Origin of the sequence: Halomonas sp. DP4Y7-1, from assembly GCF_019800705.1 — a bacterium.
In the GTDB taxonomy this organism is placed as follows: Bacteria; Pseudomonadota; Gammaproteobacteria; order Pseudomonadales; family Halomonadaceae; genus Halomonas; species Halomonas litopenaei_A.
Map to the genome: position 1 here is coordinate 429490 of NZ_JAHVKS010000002.1, position 15887 is coordinate 445376.

Consider the following 15887-nt stretch of genomic DNA (forward strand, 5'->3'; position numbering starts at 1 on the left):
CTTTAGCATATCGCCGCAGCCCCCGGTCATCCCGACGCGGCATGGGGCGAGGACCACACTATGGACAGCGACGCAGCAGCGGCGCGATCGCGGTAATGATCAGTGACAGCGATACCGCGCCAGGGTCTGGCGTCCCCAGGCTCTTCTCTGCCAACGGACGCGCCCGCCCCACCTTTGGCAGCAACTCGGCGGTGGCATCGGCGGACTGCCGCGCCACTGCCGCCGCCTGATCCCAGGCCTCACTGACGCCCAGCGTCGATGCCTCGTACAGCGCGCTGGCGAAGGGCACCAATACATCCACCAGTGTCTTGTCCCCAGGCCTGGCCTTGCCGAACTGCATGACATTTTCGCTCGCCGCCGAGACACCCGTGGCGAGACGCTCAGCACTCAACGGAGCATGATCACCGAGGGCATCGCCCAACGAGGTCAAGATCACCCCCCAGATCGCACCCGACGTACCGCCACCGCGATCAGCCCAGGCGTCAGCAGCTATCCTCAACACGGTCTGCGCACCGGCACCCTGCTCAAGCGCGCCGCGCGCCGCCTCAAGCCCGGCAAGACTGCCACGCTGCATACCGATACCGTGATCACCGTCACCGGCCACGGCGTCGATACGACCGAGCTCATCGCAATGATAGTCCACCGTCTTAGCCAGCACCGCCAGGGCCTCGACCACCCGCTTCGCCAGCTGGCGCGAGGCGTCGCTGGCCGGAGGAACCTCACGCACCTGGGTCGGCACCACCTCAGCGGCATCACGCGCCTTGGCAGGCACCAAACTGCCCTTGCGATAGGCCGCACAGTTGGCAGGCGCCCGCCACAGACGCTCCATCTCGTCATCCAGCCAGAACAGCGTCAACGACACCCCCGCCATATCGAGACTGGTCACCAGCTCGCCGACATCCGGCTCGACGATGACCACACCGGCCTGACGCAACAGCTCATCGACGCGTCGGTAGACCACGAACAGCTCTTCATACTTGATCGTGCCCAGGCCATTGAGAATCACCGCCGCTCGCCCTCCGTCGGCGCTGACGCCCTCGGGCAGCTCGGACAACACCCGCTCGACCAGGGTCTCGGCCAGGCCGTCGGCACTGGGCACATCCCTCTCGCTGATGCCCGGCTCACCATGGATGCCAAGCCCCAGCGCCATGCGCCCCTGAGGCACATGAAAGAGGGCGCCTTCGCCGCCTGGCAAGGTGCAACCATCGAAGGCCACCCCAAACGACCGGGTACGCCGATTGGCCTCTTGCGCCACCCTGACCACCTCTTCGAGATCGGCTCCTGCCTCCGCCGCCGCCGAGGCCGCCTTGAATACCGTGAGGTCGCCGGCGATACCGCGGCGCTTGTCGATCTGCTCAAACGAAGCACTGGAGATATCATCGGTGACCAGCACGATCTCGCAGGGAATACCCTCCTCGATAAGCCGCTCCCGGGCCTGACCAAAGTGCAGCACATCACCGGCGTAGTTGCCGAAGGTGAGCAGGACGCCGCCACCGTTATCGGCAGCCTTGGCCACGCTGTATACCTGCTGAGCGGAGGGTGAGGCAAACAGGTTGCCCATGGCCGCGCCGTGGGCCAATCCCTGGCCGACCAAGCCGGCGAAGGCCGGGTAGTGGCCGCTGCCACCACCGATCACCACCGCCACACTGCCGGGTGCACTGCGGGTCGAACGCACCACACCACCGGGCACCGCCATGAGGATCTCTGCGTGTGCCGCCACCAGACCCAGGCGGGCCTGCTCGGAAAAGTCACTGGGATCGTTGTAGAGTCGTGTCATACGTGTGTCCTGACGCCATGTTGGGACATTGCCGGGCGACACCTTCTGACGATCCGCGCCGCCACAGAGACCAATGCCAGCTCATCTCTCCACTGCACCGCCGTGGGTCGCTTCATAGGCGGCAATACGTTCCACCTTCTGCGCCGATGCACCGCCAGGAAAGCTCTTGGACAGAAACGTCGACACGATATCCTTGGCCAGCTCCGGCCCCACCACCCGCGCCCCGATGGTCACGATATGGGCATCATTGCTGGTTCTCGCCTTGCCTGCCGAATAGGTGTCGTGGGCCTGGGCGGCGCGAATACCCGGCACCTTGTTGGCCGAAATCGCCACGCCGATACCGGTACCGCACACCAGCACCCCACGATCAAATCGCTCAGCCTTGATGGCCTCCGCCACCTCGATCGCCACGTCCGGGTAGAGGATCGGTTCGGCATTGAAGGTGCCGAAATCCTCAACCTGATGCCCCAACTCCCTGATATGAGCAATCAGCGTCTCCTTGAGCTCGTACGCCGCCTCATCACCGCCGACCGCCACCCTGAGAGATGAGCCTGAATTCACCATGAGCGTTCTCCGATAGTCGATAGCGCGCCCGACACCCGACGCCGAGCCGTGTTTTCACCCTATCACCGACCGAGCATTTGTAAAGCTATCGATCAAAAGATCATCCTTATCTTACCTTTTATCGTTTCACATCTGTGATTCAAGATCTCAGCAACTCCCTGAATACTTAAGACTCTGTCCGACAAAAGGCATAAAAGGCCGGCAAATGCCCCTTTGGTCGCATATCCAGATCAGGCGCCATTGCGCATAGCCTGTGATATCAGACCGAACATTAGTTCATCATGTGTTCAAGCATTCTCTACGCGCTCGCTATGACGCTCCGCCGCGGGGCCGAGGCTCCACGCTGGCCAAAAAGCAAGGCGTGGAACGTTAGGGAAACGCTGAATACATGTTTCGAGCGATGACAGGTCGGTAGCTGCCGGAGCGGAAAGACCGGAGTTTACATGCGGTTAAATGAGGATCTTGAGCACCGCCAGCAGCCGAGATGTCGAGCGCAGTCATTTATGTAGTGTTTCCTTGGAGGCGCATGCCTCATCACTGTGGACACTGGCCGTCGCGAGGGCGGATGAGTAGAATATGCTGCCCCGCAGCACATGCGGTGGGGACGGTGCTCGCACCGTCATTAAACGGGGGTCATCGTTCCCTTCAGGGCGATAACCCAACAAAGGAAAACACGGCCTGCACGGACACATCGCTGCGTTGCGTGGCTCCACTGCCTCACCTGTACTGCATAGGCTCTGGGTGGTGCGTGGTGAGCGCCCTACGCTGCATTGTGTACGGCTGGCTTATCCAGCGTTTTCCAAGGTTCTCAGGGCGGGGTGAAAGTCCCCACCGGCGGTGATGGCCATGGTCTTTCAGGAAGGATGGGAGACCCCAGGCACAAGCCCGCGAGCGCCCTTTCGATGACCGATGGACACCCATCATGGTCCACGAAAGGGGTCAGCAGATACGGTGAGATTCCGTAGCCGACGGTGATAGTCCGGATGAAAGAGAACGGCAGCCAGTGACCGTAACGCCCCATGGCGTCACTCGGCGCGGGCGCCTACTTGCCCTGATTCTGGTGTTTCAGGAGATAACCATGAATCAGTCCCACTCCCCCTCCAGCGCTAGCCACGTGGCGAGCCAGGAAGTCCCCCGCATCGCCTTTATCCAAGCGAGCTGGCACAGCGATATCGTCGCCCAGGCCCGCGAGGCGTTTGTGTCCACCCTGGCTGACGAACACGGTATTGCGGCGTCCCAGGTCGATGTTTTCAGCGTGGCCGGCGCTTACGAGATCCCGCTTCAAGCCAAGATGCTGGCGAAAAGCGGTCGCTATAGCGCCATCATCGGCGCAGGATTTGTCGTCGACGGCGGCATCTATCGCCATGATTTTGTCGCCCAGGCGGTCATCGACGGCATGATGAAGGTACAGCTTGATACTGAGGTGCCGGTATTGTCGGTGGTGCTGACCCCCCACCACTTCCACGAGCACGCGGTGCACACCGCCTTCTACCACGAGCACTTCATCACCAAGGGTCGCGAGGCCGCCCACGCCTGCGCCATGACCCTGGACAACCAGCGGCAGCTACGCTCACTGTTCACTTGACCAGGTGATAGGGACACGATCACCTGAAGGGGAGCCTGCTGGCTCCCCTTTATTTGTCTAGCCGAGCCCTACTTCTCTCATCGAGCCTCAGGTGCCTGGCCACCCAACGTTCGCCCCCAACGCAGCCCATAAAAAACCCGATCCGTATCCCATCGCGGCTCAGGCCTGAACCACGCTCGGAGATTCCGAAGAGGTACCAAGGCGAATCAGCTCCCCCGCGATCCAGCGCTCGACCGCGTTGATCTCTTCCTGATTCATCACCAGGTAGAGCTTGGTGCGGCGCTCGAGAATATCGGACCCACGGCGCGCCCACTCATGCTGGACCAGATAACGCGCCTCGCGCTCATAGAGATCCGCGCCCAGATGTTCGCCAAGGTCCGCGTAGCTGGCAGCGTCGCCAAGCACACGATAGGCCAAGGAGCCGTAAAGCCGAGCGTAGCGGTTGAGGGTGGCGGCCTCGAGCCAGGGATAGTCCTGTGCAATGGTATCGATAAAGGCCACGACGTCGGCGCCGGGGATATCGCCCCCTGGCAGGGGGACGTGTTTGTTCCAGCACTTGCCCATCTCAGGGAAGTACGGCGCCAGCTTGTCGAGGCCGTGTTCGGCCAGCTTGCGGTAGGTGGTGATCTTGCCACCAAAGACCGACAGCAAGGGCACCTTGCCATCCATGTCGTCGATGTCAAAGACGTAGTCCCGGGTCACCGCCGAGGGATTCTCCCGGGCATCATCGAACAGCGGGCGAATACCGGAAAAACTCGTCAGGATATCGTCCTGGGTATAAGGCGTCTTGAAGTAGCGATTGACCACGCCCAGCAGGTAGTCGATCTCACCCTGGTCGATGGCGACCTGGTCAGGGTCACCTTCGTAGACGATGTCGGTGGTTCCGACCAACAGCTTGTCTCCCTCGTAAGGGTTGACGAAGATGACTCGCTTGTCGTCATTCTGCAGCAGGTAGGAATTGGCGGTGGCGTAGCGCTTGGGCAGCACGATATGGCTACCTTTTACCAACTTGACCCTGTCCTCTCCCCCTTGAGTGAAGGAGCCCTTGAGCACCTTGTCAACCCAGGGGCCGGCGGCGTTGATCACCGCCTTCGCCTGCAGTCGCATCAGCTCGCCGGTGTCACTGTCGGTCAATTCCACCTCCCAGTGATCCTCAAGCCGTACCGCCCGGGTACAGCCCATCCGGGTGTAGATCCTGGCGCCCCGAGCCTCAGCATCCTGGGCATTGAGCACCACCAGACGTGCGTCGTCGACCCAGCAATCGGCGTACTCGAAGCCCTTGGCGAAGTCGTCCTTGATGGCCGCCCCCTCTGGGTCGCGATTCATACGGATACTGCGACTGCCGGGCAACAGATCGTCCTTGCCACCAAGATGGTCGTAAAGAAAAAGTCCGCAGCGCACCAACCACGCAGGTCGCTGCTCAGGACTATGGGGCAGCACGAAGCGCATCGGCCAGATGATGTGCGGCGCCTTCTTCAGCAGTACGCTTCGCTCGCGCAGCGCCTCGCGGACCAGTCGAAACTCATAATACTCGAGATAGCGCAGCCCCCCGTGCACCAGCTTGCCGCTGCGCGACGAGGTGCCCTGGGCCAGGTCATCCTTTTCACACAGCGCCACGGAAAGCCCACGTCCAGCGGCGTCCTGGGCAAAGCCCGCGCCATTGATGCCCCCGCCGATCACCAGCAGGTCGAAGAATGGCAAGCTGTCTGTTGCGGTTGTCATGAACGTCTCCTCGGGTACGGGCCCCGTGTGCATGCAGTGATGCTGAATCAGGTGTCGGCGCGAACGCGCTCGAAATGGCGCCAGAAGCCATCGGCACTGGCGTAGGAGCGGCGATAGACGCCATAGAGCCGCTCATAGAGGTTGTGCAGATCCGGGTCGGGCATCACCCGGTCTTCGGCGAGGAAAGGGGTCACCCAGGTGGCGCAGGCATCGGCCAGGTCACGGTGACGGCCCAGACACAGGCTGGCGACCATGGCCGCGCCGGCGGCACCGGTTTCACCGCGACTCAGGGTGCGCACCGGCACCCCCATCACCGATGCCAGGATGGTGCACAGGGTGCGACTCTGGGCGGCGCCACCGGTCAAGCGCAGTTCTTCGGGGTGGGCCTCAAGGGCCTGGTAGCAATCCCGGGCGGCAAAGGCGACGCCCTCATAGATGGCTCGAGCCATGTGCAAGTGCGTGCATTCAGCGCTGAGGCCGAGAAACTGGGCCCGGGCCCGCGGGTTGAAGAAAGGGCCTCGCTCGCCATTGGTGCAGATAAACGGATGGTAGATCAGTCGTCCTGGTTCGGTGGCCGCAAGCGCCTTGTCAAGGCGTGGCAACAGTCCATCGGTGGACATGGGCGCCTCGCCCAGGGCCGTGAGCATCTCGTTCATGCCCTTGATGAACCATTCCAGGTTGAGGGTGGCCGCCATGTTCGAACACAGCTGGACCCAGGTGTCGGGGGCAACGCAGGGCATGGTGTAGCAGGACTGGTTGCTCAATACGATATCGCGAGCGTCTTCACGCACGCACAGGTGGGCACCGGTGGTACCGATGATCGAGCAAGCCACCCGCCTGCCCGGCTCGTAGACGCCAGCGCCCAGCGCGGTTGCCAGCATGTCCACCGGCGCCAGCACCACCGGCACCCCGGGACACAGACCCAGCGCTTGCGCGAGCTGCCCGTCGAGCGGCGCATGGTGTCGACTGCCGTCAACGATCGGCGGCAGCTTGTCACGCATCTCGGATAAGCCATAGGCCGCCAGCACCGCCTCACTGTAGTGGCCGCCCTTGACGTCACCGTAGGTCCACAGCGCCTCGGCGGGGTCTGTCGCCCTCTGGCCAGTCAGACAATAGTAGAGCCAGTCCTTGCAGTGAAAGACCGTCGCCGCGCGCTCGAGCTGTTCCGGGTGGTGGTCCTTGAGCCAGCGCAGCTGGCCGCTCTGGATCGATTGATTGAGTCCGGTACCGGTGAGTCGATAGCTATCGGGGCCCGCGCGGGAAGCCCGCCAGTGGGAGACGATGTCGCTGGAGCGGTTGTCCAGCCACAGCATGGCATCCCCCACCGGACGACCGGCGTCATCGATCAACCAGGTGCCGTCCCCCTGGCCCGTCACGGCGATGGCGCCCAGGCGATCTGCCAGTTCAGGGTGTTGCCTGAACAGCTCATCCAGGGTGGTGCGCGCCGCCCGCCAGGTGTCGTCAAGACCCTGCTCGACCGCCCCTCCCGGACGGTGGTGCACCTGGTTCGCGCACTGAGTCTTGGCCAGCTCACGTCCATCGCCAGCGAAGGCAACCGCCTTGATCACCGACGTACCCGCATCCAGCCCCACGATGACATCGCGGCGCTCGCTGCGAAGGGCGTTGTGGGAGGGAGTGTCGCCGGGGGAAGCATGGTGAGAGGGAGCATTGTTATTGTGCATGGACCACCTCTTGTAGGCGTGCCGCCATTCTTATGGGTGTACCGCCGCTCTCATGGCTGTAGCACCACTGTTCATGGATGTACCACCACTCTTCATGGATGTAGCGCCACTCTTGATGGATGCGGCATAACTCTTGATGGATGTCGCGACAAAGGGACGGTCGCATAGCGCGGTCTTGATGGCGACGGCTAGGTCTCCCCGCCGTCCTGGCGCAGGCCTGCCACCAGTTGCCGGGCGACCTCTTCATCAGTGATCAGCCCCTTGAGTAGACCGCTGGCCAGCACGGCCCGGGTCGCCGCGATCTTCTGCGCTCCCCCTGCCACCGCCACGATGCGATGCCCACGCAGTTGCGCCAATGACAGGCCGAGGGTGCGCCGATTGATCTCACTATCGAGCTCTCGTCCATCGCGGCTCAAGAATCGCCCGAGAATTTCCGCGCTGGCACCGTCCTGGCGCAGACTGGCGGCGTCTTCGGCATTGATCTCGCCCAGCTCCATCAGCAGCGAATGGCCCTGGTCCGGCACCGCGCCGATCCCCACCATGGTCAGGTCGGCCTGTGCGGCGATGGCCATCACATCCTGGACACTGCGCTGGCTCATCAGCACATCGCGATGGTCCACGGTGTCGGCGAACAGCGGCACCGGCAGCAGGTAACCCTCCCCCCCAGTCTTGTCCACCAGTCGATGGATGACGTCATAGGGATTCAGCGCCATCTTGTGCACCACGCTGCCGAGCACCGGCACCATGCGCACACCACGACAGTCCAGCGTCGGCAGGCAATTCACCATTTCCGACAGACTGCGCCCCCAACCGAGTCCCAGCGTGCTGACCTGCTTCGCCTCCAGGCGAGCCTTGAGGTAGTGGGCGGCGGCCCGGCCCAAATTGACCTCGGGACGAATGGCATCATGCTCCGGCGACGGCACCACGATGCAGTCCTCAAGTCCGGCGAGCCGCTTGAGCTCATCTTCCAGCTGCAATAGCGCCGCCGGTGACCCTTCGATAAACACCTGGACGGCGCCCATGTCGTGGGCCAACGCCACCAGGCGATGGACCTTCATGCGCGACACCTGCAGGCGCTCGGCAATCTGCGCCTGGGTGTAACCCCCCACGTAGGACAGCCAGGCGGCACGCAGAGCGAGATCGGCTTCGGTGTGACTGGCAGGTGGCGTCTTCACGGTATCGGCTCTCTTCATCGGGTCATCAGTGGGGGGATGAGCGTGGGCACTGCCACCGCCACGCCGGACGCGGCAAGTGACGTCTCGAGATAGCAAAACGTCGTCTTTGAAATTTTTTTCGGTGACTGTTAAATATCACGTTAGCGAAACGTTAGTGAATCCACAGCCGACCGTCAACGCCCGACCAAGGTCGTAGAAGGCCTCCCTCCACCATGCTTCGCCACACCACAACGCCAAGAGCCTGCCATGCTGAAGTTCGCGACCAACCTCACCTTCATGTTCACCGAAAAGCCCTTTCTCGAGCGCTTCTCGCTGGCCCGTGCGGCGGGATTCCGACGGGTGGAATTTCATCATCCCTACCCGTTCTGCGAACGCCTCGACGATATTCGCTACGCCGCCAGGGAGGCCGGCGTCGAGATACTTCACTGCAACCTTCCGGGGGGCGACTGGGACTCGGGAGAGCGAGGCATCGCCGTGTGGCCAGAACGCAGGAATGAGTTTGCTGACGGCGTAACAACCACTCTGGAGATCGCCAGAGTACTGGGCATACACCAGTTGAACTGCCCGCTTGGCTATCCACGAGACGATCAGGCCGCCGACGAAGCCCAACGTACGCTGATCGACAACCTGCGCTATGCGGCCGACACCTGCGCGGCCCAGGGCGTGCGACTTCTGGTAGAACCGCTCAACCCGATCACCCACCCTGGCTATCCCCTGGTCACCACGCGGGACGGTGTGGCGCTGCTCGGAGCAGTGAATCACCCCAACCTCAAGCTGCAGTACGACATCTATCAGATGCAGCGCTCCGAAGGAGAGCTGATCGAGACGCTACGTCGACACCGCGAACATATTGGTTTCGTGCAACTGGCCGACAACCCGGGGCGAGGTGAACCGGGCACCGGTGAGATCCACTACCCGTTCCTGTTTCGCGAGCTCGAGAAGATGGCATTCGACAAGGTCATCTCGCTGGAATACACCCCCAGCACGACGACTCAGCAGTCGCTTGGCTGGCTCAAGGACTACGGTTTGAGCCTGGATGCCTGAGCCTCTTCCAGCACAGTGATAGAGACAAAGACAACGCCAACGAACGCCAACGAGGACAGCCCCATGACGACCCCTTTCTGGATCGGGACCAGCTGGAAGATGAACAAGACCCTGGGCGAAGCGGCCCGCTACGCCCAGGAGGTGGCAGGCACCGAGGTATTCCATGACCCGCGCTTGCAGGGTTTCGTCGTACCACCCTTCACTGCCTTGGCCCAGGTCTGCAGAGACTTGACGAGTAGCCCACTGAGGGTCGGTGCCCAGAACATGCACTGGGCCGAGTCCGGCGCCTATACCGGTGAGATTTCACCGCTGATGGTGGCCGATACCGGTGCCGACCTGGTAGAGCTGGGACACAGCGAGCGCAGGGAACATTTCGGCGAGAACGACAGCGACCTCAACCGCAAGGTCCACGCCGCCCTGAACCATGGCCTGACCCCGCTTCTGTGCGTCGGAGAAACGGCTCGGGAAAAAGCGCTGGGCAGCGCCGCCGAGACCGTCATCCGCCAATGCAAGATGGCCCTGGCCGGCGTCACCGGCCCAGACCTTGATCGCGTGCTGATCGCCTACGAACCGGTCTGGGCCATCGGTGAGGGCGGCATTCCGGCCAGCGCCGATGACGCCGCCTGGATGCACCGCCAGATCCGCGCTGCCCTGCCCGCCAACTCCCGCGGAGAACCTCTGACCGTGCTCTACGGTGGCAGTGTCAATCCAGTTAACTGCGAGGCGCTGGCCGCACGGGAGGAGATCGGCGGGCTGTTCATTGGTCGCAGTGCCTGGCGCGCCGAAGGCCTGGTCCAGATTGCCGAGAAGGCGTTGCGCTCCCGCTTCGGCGAAGCCGGACCCGACAGACCGTCTAGCCCAGGTCGCGGCGCATGATGGTCACACGCTCCCCCAGGTAGTCGACATCCTCGACGGCTTCCCATCCGCCCCGCCGATACAGCGACTGCTGGTCGGGTGTGTAGAGGTGCAGCCGTGCGATGCCGTGCTCACGGGCTTCCTGTTCGACGCGTCGGACCAGGGCCGAGGCGATACCCTGCCCACGCTGCTCCGGCGGCACGAACACCGATGCGAGCCAGGGGCCCAGTTCCCGCCGAATGCTCATGTCATCCGGCGACAGGCTGGCGGTGCCCAGTGGCTGGCCGCCCGCCATCGCCACGAATACCGAGGGGACCCCGTCGGGGCCGCACAGCTCGGCGGTAGCTTCGCGCCAGCTCTGCAGAGTGGCGTCCTGGTGCTGGTGGCCCCAAGCGCCGAAGGTCCAGCCAGCGACCTGATCGAGATGTGGCGAGTCGGCCCGCAGCCGCTCGATGACGTAATGGCTCACCTGCTCACTCCCTGTGTGTCATGTCCCTGGCCCGCCCTGGGGGCCGGGGCCCGTGACGAAAAACATGATGCGTGCCGCCCTGGGGATTCACTCGGCCCCGGCGCCTCGCCCACTATCGATGCGCAAAGCGCTCAAGCTGCATTTCCCCAAGCCGGCTTAGCGTACGCTGAAACGCAAAGGACAGGTAACCGTGGGAGTACAGTGATGGCATCGGCACGGCTGCCTCGATGACCAGCGGCACACGTCGGTCATAGCACTCGTCCACCAGCGCAATGAAGCGCCGCACGCTGTCGTCCTTGATGCTCAAGGGTGGCAGCTCACGCTCCCCTGCCGATACCTGCTCGCAGGCATCTTCGGTACCGCGAGCCAGGGCGCGCGGCCGGGTAGACGGGGAACCCGCGAATGGCGCTTGCTCAGGTTCAGGCTCTTGCTCGGTAGCCAGACAGGGCACGGCGCCCAGCAGCAGCACACCGAAGCGGTCGCATAGTTCGATAAAGTCCAGTGCCGATAATGGCGCCTCACACAGCTGCGCGAAATCCCCGTACAGCACCCGCTGGGCGGCCCCACGAAGGCACAGCGCTCGTCCGCGCAGCTCCAGCGAGCAGGAACGTGCGTGCTCGCCGGCAAGTGCCAAAAAATGCTGCGGCAACACGCTGCTTTCTCCCGGCTGACGCACAAAATAGCGTTGATGGGGCGCCCCTGGGTGGTGGCGATGGTCCTGACCACCATCGAGCTCCATCACCTCGAGATGCGCCTCCATGGTCGCGATGGCTGGCAGCAGTCGCTCTCGATTGAAACCGCCGGGGTAGAGTCCCGACGGCGGCTGATTGGACGTTGCCACCATCACCAGACGCCGCGCCAACAGGCGCTCGATCACCCCTCCCAATAGAATCGCATCCGCAATGTCGTCGACGTATACCTCATCGAGGCACAGCACCCGCACCTGTGCCGCCAGTTCATCGGCCAGCAGTGTCAACGGGTCTGGCTGGCCCCTCAGTTGAAACTGGCGCTGGTGCACCCAGCGCATGAAGTGATGAAAATGCCAGCGTCTGGCTGGCACCGGACAGCGCTCGACAAACTGATCCATCAGCCAGGTCTTGCCGCGGCCCACCGGCCCCCACAGATAGCAGCCCCGTGCAGGCTGTTCGTCCCGCAACGCCTTGAGCAGTTGATCGAGGGAGGCGATCGCCCGAGTCTGAGCGGCATCGGCAACGATCTGACCGGTATCGACCCATCTCGCGTAGTCTTCAGCCAGTGGCGATACGCCTTCTGCAGCAGACGAGGCCCCCGCCAGCGCCTTCTGGCAGGAGGGTGCGACCCTCTCCATGTCCTGTCCTCCCTTGCCGTGGACCTGGCGCCACGTGGTGCCTTCAGCCAGGTATTGGCTATCTCGATTCCGGCCGCGTTCCGCTACTCCCAAAGGGCGAGGGTTCCCGATGGGAATGCAAGCCCAGCTGGACTATAGTGGCGCGTCACTGTTCCCGCGTCGATCTTCAGGCTAGCGACCATGTCATCCACACCTCACAGGCTCCGATTATCGCCACGCTTCCAGCGTCGGATCTGCCTGTTGGCCGTGGCCGCCATGCTGATGCTGTTCGTCGGCCCCTTGGCCAGTCAGCTGCAGCGACTGCTGGAGCCTCCCGCGGTCTCTTTGCACCATCACCATCATGCCCATGGTGGCGCACTGACGTCGGACGAAACCTCGGTCCAGACCGAGAGCACATCACTGGATGCGGGCCATCATCATCTCGCCGCTTGCGGTTATTGCGTGCTGTTCGCTCAGGTGCCAGCGCTGTCGATAATAGCGGTGACGGCACTCGCCGGCGCCGCCCCCCGCGCCCCACCTGGCCCGTCGACGCTCAGGGTATTCCTGCCGCTGCTGCAGCGATTCACGCTGCCGACACCACGCGCCCCTCCCGGTCGTTCCGTCCGCTGAACGAGGCATCGCCCTCTCCTGGCCATGGCTGCCTGTCACGGCCTCCACCGGATTTCACGAGAACGACCATGACAACGCGAACCACCCATGCTGGACCGGCGCTCAAGACGCTGGTCATTCGGCTGCACTTCTATATCGGCCTGCTGGTCGGCCCCTTCATCTTCTTTGCGGCGCTGACGGGCACGCTCTATGCGCTCACTCCGGCCCTGGAGCAGGTGCTCTACAAGGAAGCACTGTCCACCTCGTCGTCCTCTGGCACACCTACCCTGCTGTCCCGCCAGGTTGCCGCGGCTCAGGACTATCTGGGGGTCGATACGACTCCCAGTGCGGTTCGCCCCGCACCGGAGCCGGGTACCACGACGCGGGTGATGTTTGCCGACCCGCTGCTCGGTGCCAGTGAACACCGCGCTATCTTTATCGACCCGCATAGTCTCGAGGTGCGTGGCGACATGACGGTCTACGGCACCAGCGGTGTCCTGCCCCTGCGCCGGATCATCGATCAGATCCACCGTAGCCTGATGCAGGGAGATCCCGGCCGCCTGTACAGCGAACTGGCCGCCTCCTGGATGTGGCTGGCTGCCCTCGCTGGCCTCGCCATCTGGGCGCTGACCCCATCGCCCAAGGTGGATCCAGGCAAACAGTCCGCGACCGCCCGCCGCTTGCGCACCCGTCGTCGCCATAGCCTGCTGGGCCTGTTTCTGCTGATCGGCCTGCTGGCACTGTCGGCGACCGGCATGACCTGGTCGAAGCACGCCGGTGACAACTTCTTCACGGTCCTCAAGGCGGCCGGTTGGGGCACCCCAAGGGTGTCACAGTCCTTGGACGGGCACGCGTTACACCAAGCCGACGCCCACGCGGATCATGGCATGGCACAGGCCGGCGCTGCCGAGCGCTTGGCAGACTTCGACATTGTCGAAGCCACCGCCAGAGAGGCAGGGCTGGACGCCGGCAAGATCGAACTGCTGGTGCCGGGCCCGAATCAGGCCTGGAAGGTGCGGGAGATTGATCGCAGCTGGCCTTCACAGGTCGATGAGGTGGCGGTGCATCCGTCACGCTTCACGGTGCTGGATCAGGTCAGCTTCAGTGACTACCCGCTCGCCGCCAAGCTGACCCGCTGGGGCATTGACGGCCATATGGGCATCCTTTTCGGGCTGCCGAACCAGCTGCTGCTGGCGGCCCTGGGCATCGGCATCATGACCATGGTGGCCTGGGGATACGCCATGTGGTGGCGGCGTCCCTCGGCCAGCAACGGCCAGACCTTGTGGCCGGCGCTGCTGGCGCTGCCCCTGCCCGCCATGGCCCTGGTGATCGTCACCGGCGTGCTGCTCGGTCTGGCGCTGCCCGTCATGGGAGCGAGTCTGGTGCTGTTTCTCGCCGTAGACGCCGTGCGCTCACTGCGCTTCGCCCGACAACGCGCCAACGCCTGAAGCAAGCACAAGGGCGACCCGCGGGTCGCCCTTTTTCATGGTTTACCATGCCACCACTCAGGCAAGCGCTGGATACGCCAGCCCAGCGTCATGAGGCGCAGGCATTGATGCAGTGTTTCCTCAGTGGGTCTGCTGCTTGCCGCGCAATCGCTGCAACCCCGTCCACACGGCGACCAGCACGGCGCCCACCGCCAGCCCGAACAGCCCATTGCCCAGCATGGGCACCAGCCCGTGGAGAATCGCATCGACTCCCGGCAGGGCAACGTCGGTCTCGGCCAGGCCCTCGATCCAGTGGCCCACCATCGGTACACCGTGAGCCAGAATACCGCCACCGACCAGGAACATGGCCAGGGTGCCAAAGATCGATAGCCCCTTCATCAGCAGAGGAGCACCGCGCAATAGTCCCTTGCCGAGCGTCTGAGCCAGACCACTGTCACTCTTGGTGAGGTGCAGGCCCAGGTCATCGAGCTTGACCAGACCTGCCACCAGGCCATAGACCCCTACGGTAATCAGCAGCCCAATGGCGATCAGCACGGCTATCTGCTGAGTGAGAGGAGCCGCCGTCACCGTCCCCAGGGCGATCACGATGATCTCCGCCGACAAGATGAAGTCCGTGCGAATCGCGCCTTTTATCTTGTCTCGCTCGAACGCCTGCATGTCCACATCATTGTCGGCCAGGGCGGCAAGGCGAGCGTCGTGCTCATGCTGGTCATCCTTCTTGTGCAGAAACTTGTGCGCCAGCTTCTCTGCGCCTTCAAAGCACAGAAAGGCGCCACCCAGCATCAGCAACACCGTCACCAGCCAAGGGACAAAGGCGCTGATCAACAGCGCCCCCGGTATCAGAAAACACTTGTTGAGCAACGAGCCCTTGGCGACCGCCCAGACCACCGGCAACTCGCGCTTGGCGGCGACACCGGTCACCTGCTGAGCATTAAGGGCAAGATCATCCCCCAGCACTCCGGCGGTCTTCTTGGCCGCCACCTTGGTCATCACCGAAACGTCGTCGAGCAGGGTGGCGATATCATCGATCAGGGTTAACAGACTGCTTCCTGCCACTGGGGCTCCCTCCTTGGCGTGGGGTATGGTGAATAGCCTCAGCATAACCGTTGATCTTCTCTTGCGCTGCAGCAATCGCCCGGGAGCCCTGTGCCATGTCAGCAACCACTGCCGATCTCGCCACGCTGCTAGGGCGCCTGCCCGTGGGCTACAGCGACGCACTGTTTCGCGGCCAGCGCTATGGCGTGACGCTCAAGATCTACAACGCGGGGCGCTCGCTCAAGCTGCTGGCCCAGCAACTCGGCGGTACTGACATGGTCAGCTTGAATGCCTACCTGACCGGGTCAGAGTGGCGCCTGAAACCCTGCGAGATGAGCGAGCGCAAGGTGCTCAACTTTCTTGCTGAAGCACAGCCGCTCCCTCGCATCGAGCCTTGAGTCGCCGCATTACCTAGGCTGCGGGAGCCAGCCATCACCAAGCCCTGCTCCTGCATAGCGACCACCTCGAAAGACCTCACCACTACTACCCACTTGAGGTAGGGACCCGCCGCCTTGCACGAGAAAAAATGAACGTTCGTTGACGTGAGCCAGCTCTCACGCCCGGACCCTTCATTGTGGGTACCCCCTCATGGTGGGTATCTCCGGCTGGACAGCCC

At 63.3% G+C, this 15887-nt stretch carries 14 protein-coding genes and 1 riboswitch; of the genes, 6 read left to right on the top strand and 8 right to left on the bottom strand.

Features of this window, described 5'->3' with window-relative positions; all coding sequences use genetic code 11:
* Positions 1 to 58: 58 nt before the first annotated feature.
* Both KUV72_RS05475 and KUV72_RS05480 read right to left on the bottom strand, forming a co-directional pair.
* Positions 59 to 1777 carry a dihydroxyacetone kinase family protein gene (locus tag KUV72_RS05475; protein ID WP_222237683.1) on the bottom strand — a complete coding sequence of 573 codons (1719 nt, stop codon included), beginning with the start codon at positions 1775 to 1777 and terminating at the stop codon, positions 59 to 61.
* An 81-nt stretch (positions 1778 to 1858) separates the two neighbouring features.
* Positions 1859 to 2341: an RpiB/LacA/LacB family sugar-phosphate isomerase gene (locus tag KUV72_RS05480; protein WP_222237684.1), complete on the bottom strand. Its 483-nt coding sequence runs from the start codon at positions 2339 to 2341 to the stop codon at positions 1859 to 1861.
* 800 nt (positions 2342 to 3141) lie between these two features.
* Positions 3142 to 3340: riboswitch (FMN riboswitch) on the top strand.
* A gap of 79 nt (positions 3341 to 3419) precedes the next feature.
* Between KUV72_RS05480 and KUV72_RS05485 the strand changes: the two genes are divergently transcribed.
* Positions 3420 to 3926 carry a 6,7-dimethyl-8-ribityllumazine synthase gene (locus tag KUV72_RS05485; protein WP_222237685.1) on the top strand — a complete coding sequence of 169 codons (507 nt, stop codon included), beginning with the start codon at positions 3420 to 3422 and terminating at the stop codon, positions 3924 to 3926.
* 159 nt (positions 3927 to 4085) lie between these two features.
* Here KUV72_RS05485 and KUV72_RS05490 read toward each other — a convergent pair whose 3' ends face one another.
* From KUV72_RS05490 to KUV72_RS05500, 3 genes are all read right to left on the bottom strand, one after another.
* Complete coding sequence (locus KUV72_RS05490; RefSeq protein WP_222237686.1) at positions 4086 to 5648, bottom strand: glycerol-3-phosphate dehydrogenase; 1563 nt, start codon at positions 5646 to 5648, stop codon at positions 4086 to 4088.
* 47 nt (positions 5649 to 5695) lie between these two features.
* Complete coding sequence (locus tag KUV72_RS05495) at positions 5696 to 7330, bottom strand: FGGY-family carbohydrate kinase (protein WP_222237687.1); 1635 nt, start codon at positions 7328 to 7330, stop codon at positions 5696 to 5698.
* A gap of 188 nt (positions 7331 to 7518) precedes the next feature.
* Positions 7519 to 8505 carry a sugar-binding transcriptional regulator gene (locus tag KUV72_RS05500; RefSeq protein WP_222237688.1) on the bottom strand — a complete coding sequence of 329 codons (987 nt, stop codon included), beginning with the start codon at positions 8503 to 8505 and terminating at the stop codon, positions 7519 to 7521.
* 246 nt (positions 8506 to 8751) lie between these two features.
* Between KUV72_RS05500 and KUV72_RS05505 the strand changes: the two genes are divergently transcribed.
* Positions 8752 to 9549 (top strand): hydroxypyruvate isomerase family protein, encoded by a 798-nt coding sequence (locus tag KUV72_RS05505; protein WP_222237689.1) that lies wholly within the window; start codon positions 8752 to 8754, stop codon positions 9547 to 9549.
* A gap of 63 nt (positions 9550 to 9612) precedes the next feature.
* Entirely contained in the window at positions 9613 to 10425 is an 813-nt protein-coding gene (locus tag KUV72_RS05510) for a triose-phosphate isomerase (RefSeq protein WP_222237690.1), read from the top strand.
* On the opposite strand, the gene KUV72_RS05515 is transcribed toward KUV72_RS05510, so the two are convergent.
* The gene (locus KUV72_RS05515) at positions 10403 to 10873 is read right to left on the bottom strand and encodes a GNAT family N-acetyltransferase (protein ID WP_222237691.1); all 471 of its coding nucleotides are present in this window, start codon (positions 10871 to 10873) and stop codon (positions 10403 to 10405) included. The two genes, KUV72_RS05510 and KUV72_RS05515, sit on opposite strands and share 23 nt — an antisense overlap.
* A gap of 112 nt (positions 10874 to 10985) precedes the next feature.
* Positions 10986 to 12200 carry a cell division protein ZapE gene (gene zapE, locus KUV72_RS05520; RefSeq protein ID WP_222237692.1) on the bottom strand — a complete coding sequence of 405 codons (1215 nt, stop codon included), beginning with the start codon at positions 12198 to 12200 and terminating at the stop codon, positions 10986 to 10988.
* 180 nt (positions 12201 to 12380) lie between these two features.
* On the opposite strand from zapE, the gene KUV72_RS05525 reads away from it, so the two are divergent.
* Both KUV72_RS05525 and KUV72_RS05530 read left to right on the top strand, forming a co-directional pair.
* The gene (locus KUV72_RS05525) at positions 12381 to 12809 is read left to right on the top strand and encodes a DUF2946 domain-containing protein (protein ID WP_222237693.1); all 429 of its coding nucleotides are present in this window, start codon (positions 12381 to 12383) and stop codon (positions 12807 to 12809) included.
* Positions 12810 to 12877: 68 nt separating this feature from the next.
* Entirely contained in the window at positions 12878 to 14236 is a 1359-nt protein-coding gene (locus KUV72_RS05530; protein ID WP_222237694.1) for a PepSY-associated TM helix domain-containing protein, read from the top strand.
* A gap of 120 nt (positions 14237 to 14356) precedes the next feature.
* Here the strand turns inward: KUV72_RS05530 and KUV72_RS05535 are convergent, their stop codons facing one another.
* A complete protein-coding gene (locus tag KUV72_RS05535; protein WP_222237695.1) occupies positions 14357 to 15292 on the bottom strand; it encodes a DUF808 domain-containing protein in 936 nt (311 codons plus the stop codon).
* A 95-nt stretch (positions 15293 to 15387) separates the two neighbouring features.
* Here KUV72_RS05535 and KUV72_RS05540 point away from each other — a divergent pair, with 95 nt between their 5' ends.
* Positions 15388 to 15669, top strand: coding sequence for a hypothetical protein (locus KUV72_RS05540; RefSeq protein WP_222237696.1), 282 nt, complete (start codon positions 15388 to 15390; stop codon positions 15667 to 15669).
* Positions 15670 to 15887 lie beyond the last annotated feature (218 nt).

What these genes read in the sequence shown, in the direction of transcription:
- KUV72_RS05475 (WP_222237683.1), bottom strand. Translation starts at nt 1,777, where the DNA reads ATGACACGACTCTACAACGATCCCAGTGACTTTTCCGAGCAGGCCCGC.
- KUV72_RS05480 (WP_222237684.1), bottom strand. Translation starts at nt 2,341, where the DNA reads ATGGTGAATTCAGGCTCATCTCTCAGGGTGGCGGTCGGCGGTGATGAG.
- KUV72_RS05485 (WP_222237685.1), top strand. Translation starts at nt 3,420, where the DNA reads ATGAATCAGTCCCACTCCCCCTCCAGCGCTAGCCACGTGGCGAGCCAG.
- KUV72_RS05490 (WP_222237686.1), bottom strand. Translation starts at nt 5,648, where the DNA reads ATGACAACCGCAACAGACAGCTTGCCATTCTTCGACCTGCTGGTGATC.
- KUV72_RS05495 (WP_222237687.1), bottom strand. Translation starts at nt 7,330, where the DNA reads ATGCACAATAACAATGCTCCCTCTCACCATGCTTCCCCCGGCGACACT.
- KUV72_RS05505 (WP_222237689.1), top strand. Translation starts at nt 8,752, where the DNA reads ATGCTGAAGTTCGCGACCAACCTCACCTTCATGTTCACCGAAAAGCCC.
- KUV72_RS05510 (WP_222237690.1), top strand. Translation starts at nt 9,613, where the DNA reads ATGACGACCCCTTTCTGGATCGGGACCAGCTGGAAGATGAACAAGACC.
- zapE (WP_222237692.1), bottom strand. Translation starts at nt 12,200, where the DNA reads ATGGAGAGGGTCGCACCCTCCTGCCAGAAGGCGCTGGCGGGGGCCTCG.
- KUV72_RS05525 (WP_222237693.1), top strand. Translation starts at nt 12,381, where the DNA reads ATGTCATCCACACCTCACAGGCTCCGATTATCGCCACGCTTCCAGCGT.
- KUV72_RS05530 (WP_222237694.1), top strand. Translation starts at nt 12,878, where the DNA reads ATGACAACGCGAACCACCCATGCTGGACCGGCGCTCAAGACGCTGGTC.
- KUV72_RS05540 (WP_222237696.1), top strand. Translation starts at nt 15,388, where the DNA reads ATGTCAGCAACCACTGCCGATCTCGCCACGCTGCTAGGGCGCCTGCCC.